The sequence below is a fragment of the Actinomadura vinacea genome, assembly GCF_039532545.1.
Lineage (GTDB): Bacteria > Actinomycetota > Actinomycetes > Streptosporangiales > Streptosporangiaceae > Spirillospora > Spirillospora vinacea.
Genome location: NZ_BAAARW010000048.1, coordinates 1 through 15267 on the forward strand (window position 1 = coordinate 1; position 15267 = coordinate 15267).

At 71.7% G+C, this 15267-nt stretch carries 13 protein-coding genes; 12 read left to right on the plus strand and 1 reads right to left on the minus strand.

All coding sequences use genetic code 11. From position 1 onward, the window contains the following. The 10 genes from infB to ABD340_RS45770 all read left to right on the plus strand — a co-directional run. Positions 1-2079 (plus strand): translation initiation factor IF-2 (gene infB, locus ABD340_RS45725; protein ID WP_344598206.1); only part of this gene is annotated, 2079 nt, incomplete at its 5' end. Between the two features lie 184 nt (positions 2080-2263). Further along, positions 2264-2572 carry a DUF503 domain-containing protein gene (locus tag ABD340_RS45730; RefSeq protein WP_344598207.1) on the plus strand — a complete coding sequence of 103 codons (309 nt, stop codon included), beginning with the start codon at positions 2264-2266 and terminating at the stop codon, positions 2570-2572. A gap of 37 nt (positions 2573-2609) precedes the next feature. Then, on the plus strand, positions 2610-3092 hold the full coding sequence (gene rbfA, locus ABD340_RS45735) for a 30S ribosome-binding factor RbfA (protein WP_344598208.1): 483 nt from the start codon (positions 2610-2612) through the stop codon (positions 3090-3092). Next, positions 3085-4359, plus strand: a complete 1275-nt coding sequence (locus ABD340_RS45740; protein ID WP_344598210.1) for a DHH family phosphoesterase — start codon at positions 3085-3087, stop codon at positions 4357-4359. The genes rbfA and ABD340_RS45740 overlap by 8 nt, the downstream gene beginning before the upstream one ends. Before the next feature lie 73 nt (positions 4360-4432). After that, positions 4433-5326: a tRNA pseudouridine(55) synthase TruB gene (truB, locus tag ABD340_RS45745; RefSeq protein ID WP_344598212.1), complete on the plus strand. Its 894-nt coding sequence runs from the start codon at positions 4433-4435 to the stop codon at positions 5324-5326. 144 nt (positions 5327-5470) lie between these two features. Continuing rightward, a complete protein-coding gene (gene trhA / locus ABD340_RS45750; protein ID WP_344598490.1) occupies positions 5471-6130 on the plus strand; it encodes a PAQR family membrane homeostasis protein TrhA in 660 nt (219 codons plus the stop codon). 151 nt (positions 6131-6281) lie between these two features. Then, entirely contained in the window at positions 6282-7223 is a 942-nt protein-coding gene (locus ABD340_RS45755) for a bifunctional riboflavin kinase/FAD synthetase (protein WP_344598492.1), read from the plus strand. Positions 7224-7504: 281 nt separating this feature from the next. After that, complete coding sequence (gene rpsO / locus ABD340_RS45760; RefSeq protein WP_344598213.1) at positions 7505-7774, plus strand: 30S ribosomal protein S15; 270 nt, start codon at positions 7505-7507, stop codon at positions 7772-7774. Between the two features lie 598 nt (positions 7775-8372). Then, positions 8373-10694 (plus strand): polyribonucleotide nucleotidyltransferase, encoded by a 2322-nt coding sequence (locus tag ABD340_RS45765; protein ID WP_344598494.1) that lies wholly within the window; start codon positions 8373-8375, stop codon positions 10692-10694. A gap of 674 nt (positions 10695-11368) precedes the next feature. Beyond that, the gene (locus ABD340_RS45770) at positions 11369-12694 is read left to right on the plus strand and encodes a M16 family metallopeptidase (protein ID WP_344598215.1); all 1326 of its coding nucleotides are present in this window, start codon (positions 11369-11371) and stop codon (positions 12692-12694) included. Here the strand turns inward: ABD340_RS45770 and ABD340_RS45775 are convergent. Beyond that, the gene (locus ABD340_RS45775; RefSeq protein ID WP_344598216.1) at positions 12684-13763 is read right to left on the minus strand and encodes an AI-2E family transporter; all 1080 of its coding nucleotides are present in this window, start codon (positions 13761-13763) and stop codon (positions 12684-12686) included. The genes ABD340_RS45770 and ABD340_RS45775 overlap by 11 nt on opposite strands. Positions 13764-13899: 136 nt before the next feature. Between ABD340_RS45775 and dapB the strand changes: the two genes are divergently transcribed. After that, entirely contained in the window at positions 13900-14643 is a 744-nt protein-coding gene (dapB, locus tag ABD340_RS45780) for a 4-hydroxy-tetrahydrodipicolinate reductase (RefSeq protein WP_344598217.1), read from the plus strand. Beyond that, on the plus strand, positions 14640-15233 hold the full coding sequence (locus ABD340_RS45785) for a transglutaminase-like domain-containing protein (RefSeq protein WP_344598219.1): 594 nt from the start codon (positions 14640-14642) through the stop codon (positions 15231-15233). Before dapB ends, ABD340_RS45785 begins: the two co-directional genes overlap by 4 nt. The last annotated feature ends 34 nt before the right edge of the window (positions 15234-15267 follow it).

The window sequence follows — 15267 nt, forward strand, 5'->3', positions numbered from 1 at the left end:
CGTCCCGGCGGCGGTGGCCGTCCGGGCGGCGGCGGTCGTCCCGGTGGCGGCGGCGGCTTCGGCGGCCCGCGTCCCGGTGGCGGCGGCGGAGGCGGCCGTCCCGGCGGCTTCGGCGGTCCCCGCCCAGGTGGCGGCGGCCGTGGCCGCGGCGGCACGCAGGGCGCGTTCGGACGTCCCGGAGGCCGTCCGGCCCGCGGGCGCAAGTCCAAGAAGCAGCGGCGCCAAGAGTTCGACAACATGCAGGCGCCGGCGATCGGCGGCGTCCAGGCTCCGCGCGGCAACGGCAAGACCATCCGGCTGCCGCAGGGCGCCACGCTGACCGACTTCGCCGAGAAGATCGGGGCGAACCCGGCCGCGCTGGTCGCGATCATGATGCACCTGCAGAAGATGGTCACCGCCACCCAGTCGGTGCGGGAGGAGGACCTCCAGGAGCTCGGGCTGGAGCTGGACTTCGACGTCCAGGTCGTCAGCCCGGAGGACGAGGACCGCGAGCTGCTCGAGTCGTTCGACATCGAGTACGGCGAGGACGACGGCGGCGAGGACCACCTCCAGTCGCGTCCGCCGGTGGTGACCGTCATGGGTCACGTCGACCACGGTAAGACCAAGCTGCTGGACGCCATCCGGAACGCCGACGTCCAGGCCGGCGAGGCGGGCGGCATCACTCAGCACATCGGCGCCTACCAGGTGCAGACCGAGGTCGACGGCGACGAGCGCAAGATCACCTTCATCGACACCCCGGGCCACGCGGCGTTCACCGCCATGCGTGCCCGCGGCGCCGACACCACCGACCTGGTGGTGCTGGTGGTCGCCGCCGACGACGGCGTCAAGCCGCAGACCACCGAGGCGATCGACCACGCCACGGCGGCCGGGGTGCCGATCGTGGTCGCGGTCAACAAGATCGATGTGGAGGGCGCGGATCCGCAGCGGGTGCGGGCCCAGCTCACCGAGTACGGCCTGATCGCCGAGGAGTTCGGCGGCCAGACCCAGTTCGTCGACGTCTCCGCCCGCCATGGCACCAACATCGACGGGCTGCTCGAGGCGATCGTGCTGACCGCCGACGCCGAGCTGGAGCTCAAGGCCAACCCGGACATGCCCGCCCAGGGCTCGGCCATCGAGGCCAACCTCGACAAGGGCCGCGGCGCCGTGGCGACCGTGCTGGTGCAGCGCGGCACGCTGCGGGTCGGCGACTCGATCGTTTGCGGCGTGGCGCACGGCCGCGTCCGGGCGATGCTCGACGAGAACGGCAACAACGTCGAGGAGGCGCTGCCGTCGCGTCCGGTGCTGGTGCTCGGCCTGACCTCCGTGCCCGGCGCGGGTGACAACTTCCTGGTCGTCGAGGACGACCGGATCGCCCGGCAGATCGCCGACAAGCGGGTCGCCCGCAAGCGCAACGCCGAACTCCTCAAGAGCCGCAAGAGCAGCACTCTTGAAGAGATGTTCAAGGATCTGGAGAAGGGCGAGCGGGAGGAGCTGCTGCTCATCCTCAAGGGCGACGTGTCCGGTTCGGTGGAGGCGCTGGAGGACTCGCTGACGAAGATCGACGTCGGCGACGAGGTCAACCTGCGGGTCATCCGCCGCGGTGTCGGCGCGATCACGCAGGACGATGTCACCCTGTCGCTGGCCTCCGACGGCGCGGTCATCATCGGCTTCAACGTGCGGCCCGAGCGCAACGCGCAGGAGCTGGCCGACCGCGAGGGCGTGGACATCCGCTACTACTCGGTCATCTACCAGGCGATCGAGGAGGTCGAGCTCGCCCTCAAGGGCATGCTGAAGCCGGAGTTCGAGGAGGTCCAGCTCGGTACCGCGGAGGTCCGCGAGATCTTCAAGGTGCCGCGGATCGGCAACGTGGCCGGTTCGATGGTCACCTCCGGCATCATCCAGCGCAACGCCAAGGCGCGGCTCATCCGCGACGGTGCCGTGGTCTCCGACAACCTCACCGTGTCGTCCCTGCGCAGGTTCAAGGACGACGCCACCGAGGTCCGCGAGGGCTTCGAGTGCGGTATCGGCGTCGGTTACAACGACATCAAGCTCGGCGACGTCATCGAGGTCTTCGAGATGCGGGAGAAGCCCCGCGACTGAGGCCCCGCGATCGAGCGGGCCGTCGTGCACGCGTGACACGGCGCCAGGCGGACCTTCCGACCTGGCGCCGTGTCGCGTCGGCGGCCCATGCCGGCACCGGTCCCGCGGGTCGACGCCGCGCAGCACAGGGGCCCGGGGAACACCCCAGGCCCCGCCCGTCGTTCCAATCCAACAGAATCGCGAGGTGATCCATCAGGTGTACGTGGGCGCGCTGACACTCGATCTGCTCTTGGGGGACGTCCGGTCGCTGAAGCAGAAGCGCTCGGTCGTCCGCCCCGTCATCGCCGAGGTCCGCAAGCGGTTCCCGGGCGTGGCCGTCGCCGAGACCGGCGCCACCGACCTGCACCGCCGCGCGGAGATCGGGCTGGCGGTGGTGTCGGCCACCGCCGGCAACTGCACCGAGGTGCTGGACCAGTGCGAGCGGCTGGTGGCCGGCCGCCCGGAGATCGAGCTGCTGTCGGCACGGCGGCGGCTGTACAACGGCGAGGACTGACAACCCCTCGCGAGACCCATGGAAAGGGAGTGCGATCATGGTGGACGCAGCTCGCGCGCGTAAGCTCGCCGACCGCATCCAGCAGATCGTGGCGGAGATGCTGGAGCGGCGGATCAAGGACCCGCGGCTGGGTTTCGTGACCGTGACGGACACCCGCATCACCAACGACCTGCGCGACGCCACCGTCTACTACACGGTGTACGGGTCGGACGCCGAGCGGGCCGAGACCGCCGCCGCCCTGGAGAGCGCCAAGGGAGTGATCCGCACGGAGGTCGGCCGCAAGACCGGTGTCCGGCACACCCCGAGCCTGACCTTCGTCGCCGACTCCCTGATGGAGAACGCCGCGCACATCGACGACCTGCTCGCCCAGGCGCGGGAGAAGGACGCCGAGGTCGCCAAGGCCGCCCAGGGCGCCACCCACGCCGGCGACGCCAACCCCTACCGGGCGGACGATGACGACGATGTCGATGAAACCGGCGACGACAAGGGCGGCGAAGCGGGACACTCGTCACGTGAGTGAACCGGTGGCGGGGGGCGCGCGGACACCGGGGACCGTCTGGACCAGCGACCACGAGGCTCCTGCGCTGGGCTGGTGCGTACCGGCCACGTCCTGGGGCTACGCCGCCGAGCACGTGGATCATTCGCTGCGCTCGGCGGCCGGTCCCGCACCGCGCCTCCCGGACGAGTTGAACGTTCTGGTGGCGCCCGAACGCGCCGCCGTGCCGATCCGCCGAGCGGGGTCGCGCGAGCCCGCGCCGCCCGTGGCGGCCGTGCCGTCCGTCCCTGGCGGCGGCGGCACGGACGGTCCCGAGCTCGACTGGGACCGGGCCGTGGAGGTCCTGCACGCCGCCGAGGAGATCGTCCTGGCGTGCCACATCGCCCCGGACGGCGACGCGCTCGGCTCCATGCTGGCCCTGGGGCAGGCGCTGCGCGGGCTGGGCAAACGCTGCAGGGCCTCGTTCGGCGAGCCGTTCACCATCCCGGTGAGCCTGCGCTTCCTGCCCGGCCAGGAACTGCTGGTGGAGCCGTTCCGGGTGGCCGAGCGCCCGGAGGTCATGATCACGCTGGACGCGGCGGGCGTGGAGCGGCTGGGTTCGCTGGCCGGGCGCGCCGCCGCCGCGTCCGCGCTGATCGTCATCGACCACCACGCGTCCAACACCGGTTTCGGCGCGGTACGGCTGGTCGACCCGGACGCCGCCGCGACCGCCGTGCTGGTCGACGAGCTGATCCGCAGGCTGGGCGTGCCGCTCACCCGCGACATCGCCCAGGGCCTGTACGCGGGCCTGGCCAGCGACACCGGCTCGTTCAAGTACCCCTGCACGACCCCGCAGGTGCACGACCTGGCGGGCCGTCTGCTCGCCGCGGGGGTGCGCCCGGAGGCGGTGAGCCGCGAGCTGTGGGACCGCGCCCCGTTCGGCTACCTGATGGTGCTGGCGGGCGCCCTGGCGCGGGCCCGGCTGGAACGTGACGCGGCCGGCGGCATGGGCCTGGTCTGGACGACCATCGGCCGTGCCGACCGGGACAGCCGGGGCGTCCCCTACGACCAACTGGAAGGCGTGATCGACCAGCTCCGCCGCACCGACGAGGCCGAGGTGGCGGTGGTCTGCAAGCAGAACGACCAGGGCGACTGGTACGTCTCGACCCGTTCCAAGGGCCAGGTCGATGTAGGCCGCGCCTGCGTGGCGCTGGGCGGCGGCGGCCACCGTACCGCCGCCGCGTTCACCATGCACGCCGAGCCCGCCGCCATCATCGACCGGCTGCGGAACGCGCTGCGGGAGGCGGCATGACCGAGCGAAGCGAGGGCATGTCCGCTTGCTTTTGCCGGGGGGTGCGGGGGGTCGTCCCCCACAGGGAGGCTGCATGACCGGGCGGAGTGGGCGCGGGGCGGAGTCCGGGCTGGTGGTCGTGGACAAGCCTGCGGAGTGGACCTCGCATGACGTCGTGGGGAAGCTGCGGCGGCTGGCGCGGACCCGGCGGGTCGGCCACGCGGGCACGCTGGATCCGATGGCGACCGGGGTGCTGGTCGTCGGGGTGGAGAAGGCGACCCGGCTGCTCGGCCATCTGGCGCTGACCGAGAAGGGTTACGACGCCACGATCCGGCTCGGGCAGTCCACCAACACCGACGACGCCGAGGGCGAGATCACCGCGTCCGCGTCGGCGGCGGGTGTCGCCGACGCGGCCCTGGAGGCCGGGGTGGCCGCGCTGACCGGTGAGATCCGCCAGGTGCCGCCGCAGGTCAGCGCGATCAAGGTGAACGGCGAGCGCGCGTACAAGATGGCGCGCAAGGGCGAGCGGGTGGCCCTGGAGGCGCGTCCGGTGACGGTGCACGCGTTCACCGTGACGGCGGTGCGGCGCGAGGGCGACCTGATCGACGTGGACGCCTCGATCTCGTGCTCGTCGGGCACCTACATCCGGGCGCTGGCGCGCGATCTGGGCGCCATGCTCGGCACGGGCGGGCATCTGACCTACCTGCGCCGGACCCGGGTGGGCCCCTACGACCTGGGCATGGCCCGCACGATCGACCAGCTCGCCGAGAGGCTGGAGGTCGTCCCGATGGGGGAGGCGGTGGCGGCGGCGTTCCCGCGCCGCGAGGTGGACGCCGACGACGCGCGCAAGGTCATGCACGGCGGGCGGCTTCCGGCGGTCGGGCTGGGCCCGGGGCCGGTGGGGGTGTTCGCGCCGGACGGGACGCTGCTGGCGCTGGTCGAGGAGCAGGGGCGGGCCGCCAAACCGCTCGCCGTCTTCGTCCCGTAGCGCCGCGTCCCGGTGACGAGGTTCACTGCGCGAGGGTCCCCACAAGTAACCTACGGTCGCGTAACCTACGTATGCGTAGGTTATTGAGCGAGGAGGTTGCCCGTGGCCATATCACGCGATCGCCCGTCCACGGCGTCCCCGTCACTGCCCCGCTCCACATCGGTCTCGTCGCCGACCAAGCCCCGGCTGCGCGGCTGGCTGCATCTGGGAGCGTTCCCCGCCGTGCTGGTGGCGGGGCTGGTTCTGGTGGCGCTCGGCCCCACCGTGCAGGCGCGGCTGGCCTCGGCCGTCTACGTGGCCACCTCGGGCCTGCTGTTCGGGATCTCGGGCACCTACCACCGGCAGCGCTCCAGCCGGCTGGTCGAGCTGCTGCGCCGCTTCGACCACGCCAACATCTACCTGATCATCGCCGGGACGTACACGCCGTTCGCCGTGGTGGCCCTGGACGGCGCCGCCCGCGTCGGGGTGCTCGCCGTCGTGTGGACGGGTGCGATCGCCGGAGTGGTCTTCCGCACCGCCTGGGTCACCGCGCCGCGCTGGCTGTACGTCACCCTCTACATCGCCCTGGGGTGGGTGGCGGTGTTCTTCATGCCGCAGTTCCTCGACGGCGCCGGGCTCGCGGCCTGCGTCCTGGTCGCGCTGGGCGGGATCGCCTACAGCGTGGGCGGCGTGGTGTACGGCCTGCGGCGCCCTGACCCCTCGCCGCGCTGGTTCGGGTTCCACGAGGTGTTCCACGCGTGCACGCTCGCGGCGTACGTCCTGCAGTACATCGCCGTGTCGTTCGTCGTCTACCAGTCCGGCTGACGGGGCTACCCGCGGGTAGAATTCTTCAGCGGGAGCCCCTCGGTCAGCTCGGTTCCGGCCGCATGGCACTCTTTAAGGCGACAGCAACGCCTTCGGGCGACGGCAGACCGGCCCCGGGCCGGGCAGGCAGGTCCAACGCAGGGAGAGCATGGTGCGGCGCTGGCACGGCCTCGACGAGGTTCCCGCCGACTGGGGCAGGTCGGTCGTAACGATCGGCGTGTTCGACGGCGTGCACCGCGGTCATCAGCGGATCGTCCGCGCCGCCGCCGAGCTGGCCCGCGAGCGCGGCCTGCGCTCGGTCGCGATCACCTTCGATCCGCATCCGGACGAGGTGGTCCGGCCCGGCACCCATCCGCCGCTGCTGACCACCACCCGCCGCCGGATCGAGCTGCTGGAGGGGCTGGGCACCGACGCGGTCGCGGTGGTCCCGTTCACGCTGGAGCTGTCCAAGGTGCCGCCGGACGAGTTCGTCCAGTCGGTGCTGGTCGAGCGGCTGCACGCGGCGCACGTGATCGTGGGGGAGGACTTCCGGTTCGGGCACCGTGCCAAGGGCGACGTCGGGCTGCTGACCGAGCTGGGCGACAAGTACGAGTTCACGGCGGCGGGGATGCCGCTGGTGGCCAACGGCGACACGATCTCCTCCACCTACATCCGGGAGCGGCTGGAGGCCGGCGAGGTCGAGGAGGCCGCGCACGCGCTGGGCCGCCCGCACCGGGTGGAGGGCGTGGTCGTGCGCGGCCACCAGCGGGGGCGGGCGCTGGGCTTTCCCACCGCGAACCTGGAGACCCTGCCGCACACCGCGATCCCGGCCGACGGGGTGTACGCCGGCCGGCTGGTCGGCGGCTCCGACCGCTACGCCGGCTTCCGCTGGCCGGCCGCCATCTCGATCGGCACCAACCCCACGTTCGAGGGCGAGGAGCGGACGGTCGAGGCCTACGCGCTGGACCGCGACGACCTCGACCTCTACGGCGAGCACATGGGAGTCGACTTCCAGGCCCGGATCCGGGACACGCTCAAGTTCGACTCGATCGACGCGCTGATCGAGGAGATGCACCGCGACGTGGAACGCGCCCGCGAGATCACCGCGTCCTGAGGCGCCGATCGGGACCGCTCCAGGCCGCGACCGGCCGGTCCCGGTCGTTTCCGGACGGACCCCGATGATCTGGCAGTGATCGGTAAATGCCCTGATCAGGGCGGGTTCGCTCGCAGGGCCGGGGGGCCTGACCGGCATGGTACGGTGAAGAGTCGCCGGAAAAGGTCCCGGCGCGGTGAGCTGCACCCTCATGCGGCTCGCCACGATTTCCCCACGCACCATGCGGACCGCCGTGCCGAGCAGGCCCGATCTGCGGGTGACGATCCCATCGAAGGAGCCACGTGTCGCTGGACACCGCCACCAAGAACAAGATCATCGCCGAGTACGCGACCACTGAGGGTGACACCGGATCCCCGGAGGTCCAGGTCGCGCTGCTGACCAGGCGGATCAACGACCTGACCGAGCACCTCAAGGAGCACAAGCACGACCACCACAGCCGCCGCGGCCTGCTGCTGCTGGTCGGCCGTCGCCGCCAGCTCCTGAAGTACCTGAGCAACAAGGACATCAACCGCTACCGGCAGCTGATCGAGCGTCTCGGTCTGCGCCGATAGTCAGGTGAGGGAGTGGCTCGGCGGCCGGGCCCCGCGCCCGGCCCGCACGGGTGCCTGGGGCGTCCCCGGGCCCCGCGGCCGCTCCCTCCGTCGTATCGGCCGGAAGAGTTGCCCGCGGATCGCTCCGTGCGGACTTCGGCACTGGCCGTATCGGCCCCTGAGGCCGTACGGTCGTAAGCAGTCGCCCGGCGGCGTGGAAACGCCGCATCGGGGGAATGCGAGATCGCAGGGCGCGACCCCGTGATACGACGGAACCGCCGAGCGGCGGCCACGCGTGACAGGCGGAGCCGCCGACGCCGCTACGGCCCCGGGCCCACCCATGGCCCCGGCCGGCGGCCACCCGGGCGGCCGCCCCGATGGCGGCCGTGACCGGTCAACGGACGGCGCCACCGGCGCCCGCCCCGTACAACTGGAAAGCAAGCCCCGCGGACACCGCCCTGGTGCGGCCGGTCCTCGGTAGTGGCTTCCGGAACGCGCCCCGGCGGGGTGACCGCTCCGGGTGCTTCGATCGAAGACCGGCACTGCGCGAAGCCACGGGAGACGACCGCGGGAGACGACCGAAACCTGAGGAGGTTTCCCCGTGTCAGATGCCGTGCGCATCGACGGCGCCCACAGCGCCGAAGCAGTGATCGACAACGGTGCCTTCGGCACCCGCACCATCCGGTTCGAGACCGGCCGGCTGGCCCGGCAGGCCGCCGGCTCCGCCGTCGCCTACCTCGACGACGAGACGATGGTGCTGTCGGCGACCACCGCGTCCAAGAAGCCCAAGGACAACCTGGACTTCTTCCCGCTGACCGTGGACGTCGAGGAGCGAATGTACGCGGCCGGGCGCATCCCCGGCTCGTTCTTCCGCCGTGAGGGCCGGCCGTCCGAGGACGCGATCCTCACCTGCCGGCTCATCGACCGGCCGCTGCGCCCCTCGTTCGTCAAGGGCCTGCGCAACGAGATCCAGGTCGTCGAGACCATCCTGTCGCTGCACCCCGACCACCTCTACGACGTCGTCGCGATCAACGCCGCGTCGATGTCGACCCAGCTGGCCGGGCTGCCGTTCTCCGGCCCGATCGGCGGCGTCCGCGTCGCGCTGATCGACGGCCAGTGGATCGGCTTCCCCACCCACCCCGAGCTCGAGCGGGCCACCTTCGACATGGTCGTGGCGGGCCGGGTGCTCGAGGACGGCGATGTCGCGATCATGATGGTGGAGGCCGAGTCCACCCGCGACACCATCCGCCTGGTCGGCGAGGGCGCCGTGGCACCGACCGAGGAGACGGTCGCGCAGGGCCTGGACGCCGCCAAGCCGTTCATCAAGGAACTGTGCAAGGCGCAGAGCGAGCTCGCCGCCGTGGCGGCCAAGCCGACCACCGAGTACCCGCTGTTCCCCGACTACAACGACGACGTCCTGGAGGCCGTGACCGCCACCGTCTCGGCCGAGCTGGCCGAGGCGCTGACCATCGCGGGCAAGCAGGAGCGCGAGACCCGGCTGGACGAGATCAAGGCGTCCGCCGCCGAGAAGCTGGCCGCCGACTTCGAGGGCCGGGAGAAGGAGATCTCCGCCGCGTACCGCGCGGTCACCAAGAAGCTGGTGCGCGAGCGGGTCGTCCGCGACGGGCTGCGCATCGACGGCCGCGGGGTCCGGGACATCCGGCAGCTGACCGCCGAGGCGCACGTGGTGCCGCGGGTGCACGGGTCGGCGCTGTTCGAGCGGGGCGAGACCCAGATCATGGGGATCACCACGCTGAACATGCTCCGGATGGAGCAGATGATCGACACGCTCAACCCCGAGCGCACCAAGCGCTACATGCACAACTACAACTTCCCGCCGTACTCCACCGGCGAGACCGGCCGCGTGGGGTCGCCCAAGCGCCGCGAGATCGGGCACGGCGCGCTGGCCGAGCGGGCGCTGCTTCCCGTGCTGCCCACCCGCGAGGAGTTCCCGTACGCGATCCGGCAGGTGTCGGAGGCGCTCAGCTCCAACGGCTCCACCTCGATGGGGTCGGTGTGCGCGTCCACCATGTCGCTGCTGGACGCGGGCGTGCCGCTGAAGCAGATGGTGGCGGGCATCGCGATGGGGCTGATCCACGAGGGCGGCGAGCACGTCACGCTGACCGACATCCTCGGCGCCGAGGACGCCTTCGGCGACATGGACTTCAAGGTCGCCGGCACCCGTGACCTGATCACCGCGCTCCAGCTGGACACCAAGCTCGACGGCATCCCCGCCTCGGTGCTGGCCGCGGCGCTGAAGCAGGCCAAGGGCGCCCGGCTGGCGATCCTGGACGTGATGTCCGAGGCGATCGAGGCGCCCGCCGAGATGAGCGAGTTCGCGCCGCGGATCATCACCATCAAGGTCCCGGTCGACAAGATCGGCGAGGTCATCGGCCCGAAGGGCAAGATGATCAACTCGATCCAGGACGACACCGGCGCCGACATCACCATCGAGGACGACGGCACCATCTACGTCGGGGCCACCGACGGCCCGTCCGCCGAGGCCGCGCGGCAGGCGATCAACGCGATCGCCAACCCGCACATGCCCGAGGTCGGCGAGCGCTACCTGGGCACCGTCGTGAAGACCACCACGTTCGGCGCGTTCGTGTCGCTGCTGCCGGGCAAGGACGGCCTGCTGCACGTCTCGCAGATCCGCAAGCTGCACGGCGGCGCCCGGATCGAGAACGTCGACGACGTCATCGCGGTCGGCGAGAAGATCCAGGTGGAGGTCACCGAGATCGACCAGCGCGGCAAGCTGTCGCTGGTGCCGGTTGAGGTGGTGGAGCGCGAGGCCGCCGCCAAGGAGGAGGGCGGCGACGGCCAGGCCGCGCCCGAGGCCGGCGACACCGACACCGAGGGCGACGGCGAGGAGCGCCGCGCCCCGCGCCGCCGCCGCACCCGCCGCAGCGGAGGCGACGACGGCTCGCAACGCAACTCCTGAACGACCGCCGACCGACCGGCCTGCCCGACCCGGGCAGGCCGGTCGGCCGCGTTCCCCCCACCCCCCGACGAGCCCGCGTTCATGGATCAACGTTCAAAGACGCGACACCCCCAGCCGCCCTGCCCACCGAGCAAGGCCAAGCCTCCTGCCAACCGACCCCCGTCCCGGACCCGGCCTAACCAGGCCGTCGGCCAAGAGCAGGTCTACTCAGTCGGGCCGTGCTGCACGGTCGGGCCGCGAGGCGAGGCCGCGCTGCGTGCCGGGGTCGGGCTGCCAGACAGGAGCAGATTGTCTGCTCAACGGGCTTGTCGGGGAAGGCCGGGGCTGGGGCGGGCTGTCAGGCGGAACCAGACCTGGTCATACTGGGCGCCAGGCAAGGGCGGGTCGAGTGCCGGGGTTGGGCTGCCAGCCGGGCTGTGGGCGTCGGGCGCAGGAAGGCCGACGGGTTGGCTGTGCGCGCCTGGACGTTGCCGGTGGCGGACGGGATTCGCGACCGTCCCGTGTGGTTCGAGGATGTGTCCCCGTTGTCCGCGTTCGGAACGTGTGATGGCTGTGGGGCACAGATCTCGGGTGGCTCTGGCAGCCTTGGAGTTCAGGGACGAACTCGTTGGGCGGCGCGGGGTCGGGCCTTGTAGTTCTTCGTGTTCTGTTCGATCGATGATGGGAAGTGGCCAGTGACGCTGCCGGCCAGGGTGCAGGAACCCGGGACCACGCAAACGATTCACAGCGGTGAGGGCGGGGCCGGGGCGGTGCGGCGCACCGTGCTGCCCGGCGGGCTGCGGGTGATCACCGAGTCGATGCCGACCGTGCGGTCGGCGGCGTTCGGCGTCTGGGCCGCGGTCGGCTCCCGGGACGAGTCCCCGGAGGACGCGGGGGCCAGCCACTACCTGGAGCATGTGCTGTTCAAGGGCACCCGGCGGCGGTCCGCGCTGGAGATCTCCGCCGCGATCGACGCGGTCGGCGGGGACCTCAACGCGTTCACCGCCAAGGAGTACACCTGCTACTACGCGCGGGTGCTGGACGACGACCTGCCGCTGGCCGCCGACGTGGTGTCGGACATGGTGGCCTCGTCGGTCAACCGGCCGGAGGACGTCGAGGCCGAGCGCGGGGTGATCCTCGAAGAGATCCACATGCGCGACGACGACCCCGGCGACCTGATCCACGACGAGTTCTCCATCGCCCTGTACGGGGACGCCCCGTTGGGCAGGCCCATTCTGGGCACCGTCGAGTCGATCAACGCGCTGACCCGCGACCGGATCCACGGCTACTACGAGCACCACTACGTCCCCAGCGACCTGGTGGTCGCGGTCGCCGGGAACATCGACCACGACCAGGTGGTGCGGCTGGTCGAGCGGGCGTTCGCGGACCGGCTCACCGGCGGCGACCGGCCCTCGCCTCCGCGCGTGGACGGGGAGCCGGTGCCGGCGACGCCGTCGGTCCGCGTCCTGGACAAGGACACCGAGCAGGCGCACGTGGTCATCGGCGGGGTCGGCGTCTCCCGCACCGACGAGCGCCGGTTCGCGCTGGCCGTGCTCAACGCGGCCCTGGGCGGGGGCATGTCGTCGCGACTGTTCCAGGAGATCCGCGAGAAGCGGGGCCTGGCGTACTCGGTCTACAGCTACACGTCCCAGTACGCCGACACCGGGATCTTCGGCGTGTACGCGGGCTGCCAGCCCGGCAAGGTCGACGAGGTCCTGTCGATCTGCCGGGACGAGATCGCCCGGATCGCCGACCAGGGCGTCGAGGGCGAGGAACTCGACCGCGGCAAGGGCCAGCTGCGCGGCGCGATGGTGCTGGGCCTGGAGGACAGCGGGTCGCGCATGAGCCGCATCGGCAAGAGCGAGCTGGTGTACGAGTCGCTGCTTCCGGTGGACGAGGTGCTGGCCCGCATCGAGGCCGTGACGCCGGACGACATCCGCGCCGTCGCCCAGAGCGTGCTGGGGGCACCCCAGGCGCTGACGGTCATCGGCCCGTTCGGGGACCGCGACTTCACTCTTTAGGGCCGGGTCTTCGGCGCGCGGGTTCGCGGGCGGCGGGCTGGTCGACCGCCGAGGTGAGCAGGCCGGTCAGCCAGTGCTTGGACGGGTCGAGGTCGATCAGCAGGGCCCGTGCCAGGGTGCTGAGCGGGACGGCGAGGATCGCGCCCAGCGGGCCCAGGACCCATGCCCACAGGATCAGGGAGATCGACACGAGGGTGAACGACAGGCCCACCGCGTCGCCCAGGAACTTGGGCTGGATCAGCGACTGCAGCACGAAGTTGATGGCGCTGTAGGCGACGATGATCCAGATCATCGTGCCGACGCCGCCGGTGAGCAGGCCCAGGACGGCCGGCGGCGCCAGCCCGATGACGAAGCCGACGTTGGGGATGTAGTTGGTGAGGAAGGCCAGCAGCCCCCACAGCAGCGGCAGCGGGACCTGGAAGGCGTACAGCACGATGGTGTCGAACACGGCCACCACGAAGCCGAAGATCGTGCTGACGACCAGGTAGCGGCAGGTGTCGCGGGCGAATCCGCGCAGCGCCGCGACCAGTTCAGGACGGTCGCCGGCGAGCCGCTCCAGCTGGCGGACGGTGCCGGTCGCGTCGATGCACATGCCGAACAGCATCAGGACGATCAGCAGGATCGCGGACGAGGCGTTGAGCAGGCCGGCCAGGAAGCCCTGGACGAAGGTGAACAGCTCGCCCGGGTCGAGCCGGGAGACGGCGTTTCCCACCTTGCCCTGGTCGATGCCGTAGCGGGTGAGCGTCTTGGCGAAGGAGTCGACGAGCTGGTTGAACTCGTCGGTGTAGTCGGGCAGCAGGGCGGCCAGCTGGGCGACCGAGACCGCCAGCGCGGCGCCGAGCCCGAGCAGCAGCGCGATCAGCACGGCCAGGGGGACGGCGACGCAGACCCAGAACGGGGCGCCGCGCCGGTCCAGCCATCCGCGCAGCGGGCTGACCGCGATCGTGAGGATCAGCGCCAGGACGATCGGGCCGACGATGGCGGAGGCCGATCTGAGCCCGGCCAGCATGATCACGGCGGCGGCCGAGCCGATCAGGATCGCCAGGCTGGACGAGCGCACCGTCTCCATCCGTCACCTCCGGATAATCACTGACCGCAACATTATCGTTGCGCTCTGACAGAATCGCCGGTGGAGGGTCCGCGTGCCCCCTGAGCGGGCCCGACGCCGCGATAGCATCGCCCGGACGCCGGATCGGGAGGAACTTGTGATCAAGGTTGGGGTGCTGGGCGCGCGGGGCCGCATGGGGGCCGAGGTGTGCCGGGCCGTGGCGGGCGCCGACGGCATGGAGCTGGTCGCCGCCGTCGACGAGGGGGACGCGCGGGACGCGCTCACCGCCGCGGACGTCGTGGTCGACTTCACCCATCCCGGCGTGGTCATGGACAACCTGCGCTGGTGCGTGGAGCACGGCCTGCACGTGGTCGTGGGCACCAGCGGCTTCGATCCGTCCCGGCTGGACGCGGTGCGCGGGTGGCAGGCCGAGTCGTCCGGCGCGGGCAACGTGCTGATCGGGCCGAACTTCGGGATCGGCGCGGTGTTGATGATGCACTTCGCGCAGAAGGCGGCGCCGTTCTTCGAGTCGGTGGAGGTCGTCGAGCTGCACCATCCCAAGAAGGTGGACGCGCCGAGCGGTACCGCCTACCGCACCGCCGAGCTGATCGCGGCGGCGCGTGCCGAGGCGGGGGTGCCGCGGTCGCCGGACGCGACCACGTCCGAGCTGGACGGCGCGCGCGGCACCGACGTGGAGGGGGTGCGGGTGCACGCCGTCCGGCTGTCGGGGCTGATCGCCCACCAGGAGGTGCTGCTGGGCGGGCACGGCGAGGTGTTCACCATCCGGCACGACTCGATGAACCGCGAGTCGTTCATGCCGGGGGTGCTGCTGGCCGTCCGGAAGGTCGCGGAGCTGCCCGACCGGCTGACGGTCGGCATCGATCCGCTGCTGGGCCTTTGACGGCGCTGGAGTTCGCCGCCGAACCCTGGGACTACCTCGCCGCGAGCGGGGCGGTCGACCTTGAGCACGAGCTGGTGCAGTCGGCCGCGTCGGTGCTGCGCACCGGTGCCGACATCGCGTACGCGAAGGGCGCGTTCGAGCTGGTCCGCGACCGGATCACGCATTCGATGGACGTGCGCGACCGCAGGGTAACCTGGCGGGCGTCGGACGTGCTGCGCGAGGGTACCGGCCTGTGCTACGCGAAGGCGCACGCGTTCGTGGCGCTGCTGCGCGCGGGCGGCATCCAGGCGGGGTTCTGCTACCAGCGGTTGCGCGCGGACCAGGGGTTCGTCCTGCATGGTCTGGCCGCCGCCCTGATCGACGACAGGTGGGTGCGGCTCGACCCGCGCGGCAACAGGCCGGGCGCCGCGGTCGTCGAATTCTCCGCGGACGAGGACAGGCTCGTCTACACGCCCGACCCGGCGCTGGGGGAGTCCGACTACCGGATGGTGTACGCCGACCCGCACCCGGCCGTCCTGGACGTGCTGAAGGCCCACGACGACTGCGTGCGGATGTGCGAGACGGGCGGGCTCCCGTCCGCCGAACTGTGATCGCCGCTCTATCCGCGGTCCGGCCGGGCGCGGC

Coding starts and splice junctions, on each gene's coding strand:
- rbfA (WP_344598208.1), top strand. CDS start 2,610: ATGGTGGACGCAGCTCGCGCGCGTAAGCTCGCCGACCGCATCCAGCAG.
- truB (WP_344598212.1), top strand. CDS start 4,433: ATGACCGGGCGGAGTGGGCGCGGGGCGGAGTCCGGGCTGGTGGTCGTG.
- ABD340_RS45775 (WP_344598216.1), bottom strand. CDS start 13,763: ATGGAGACGGTGCGCTCGTCCAGCCTGGCGATCCTGATCGGCTCGGCC.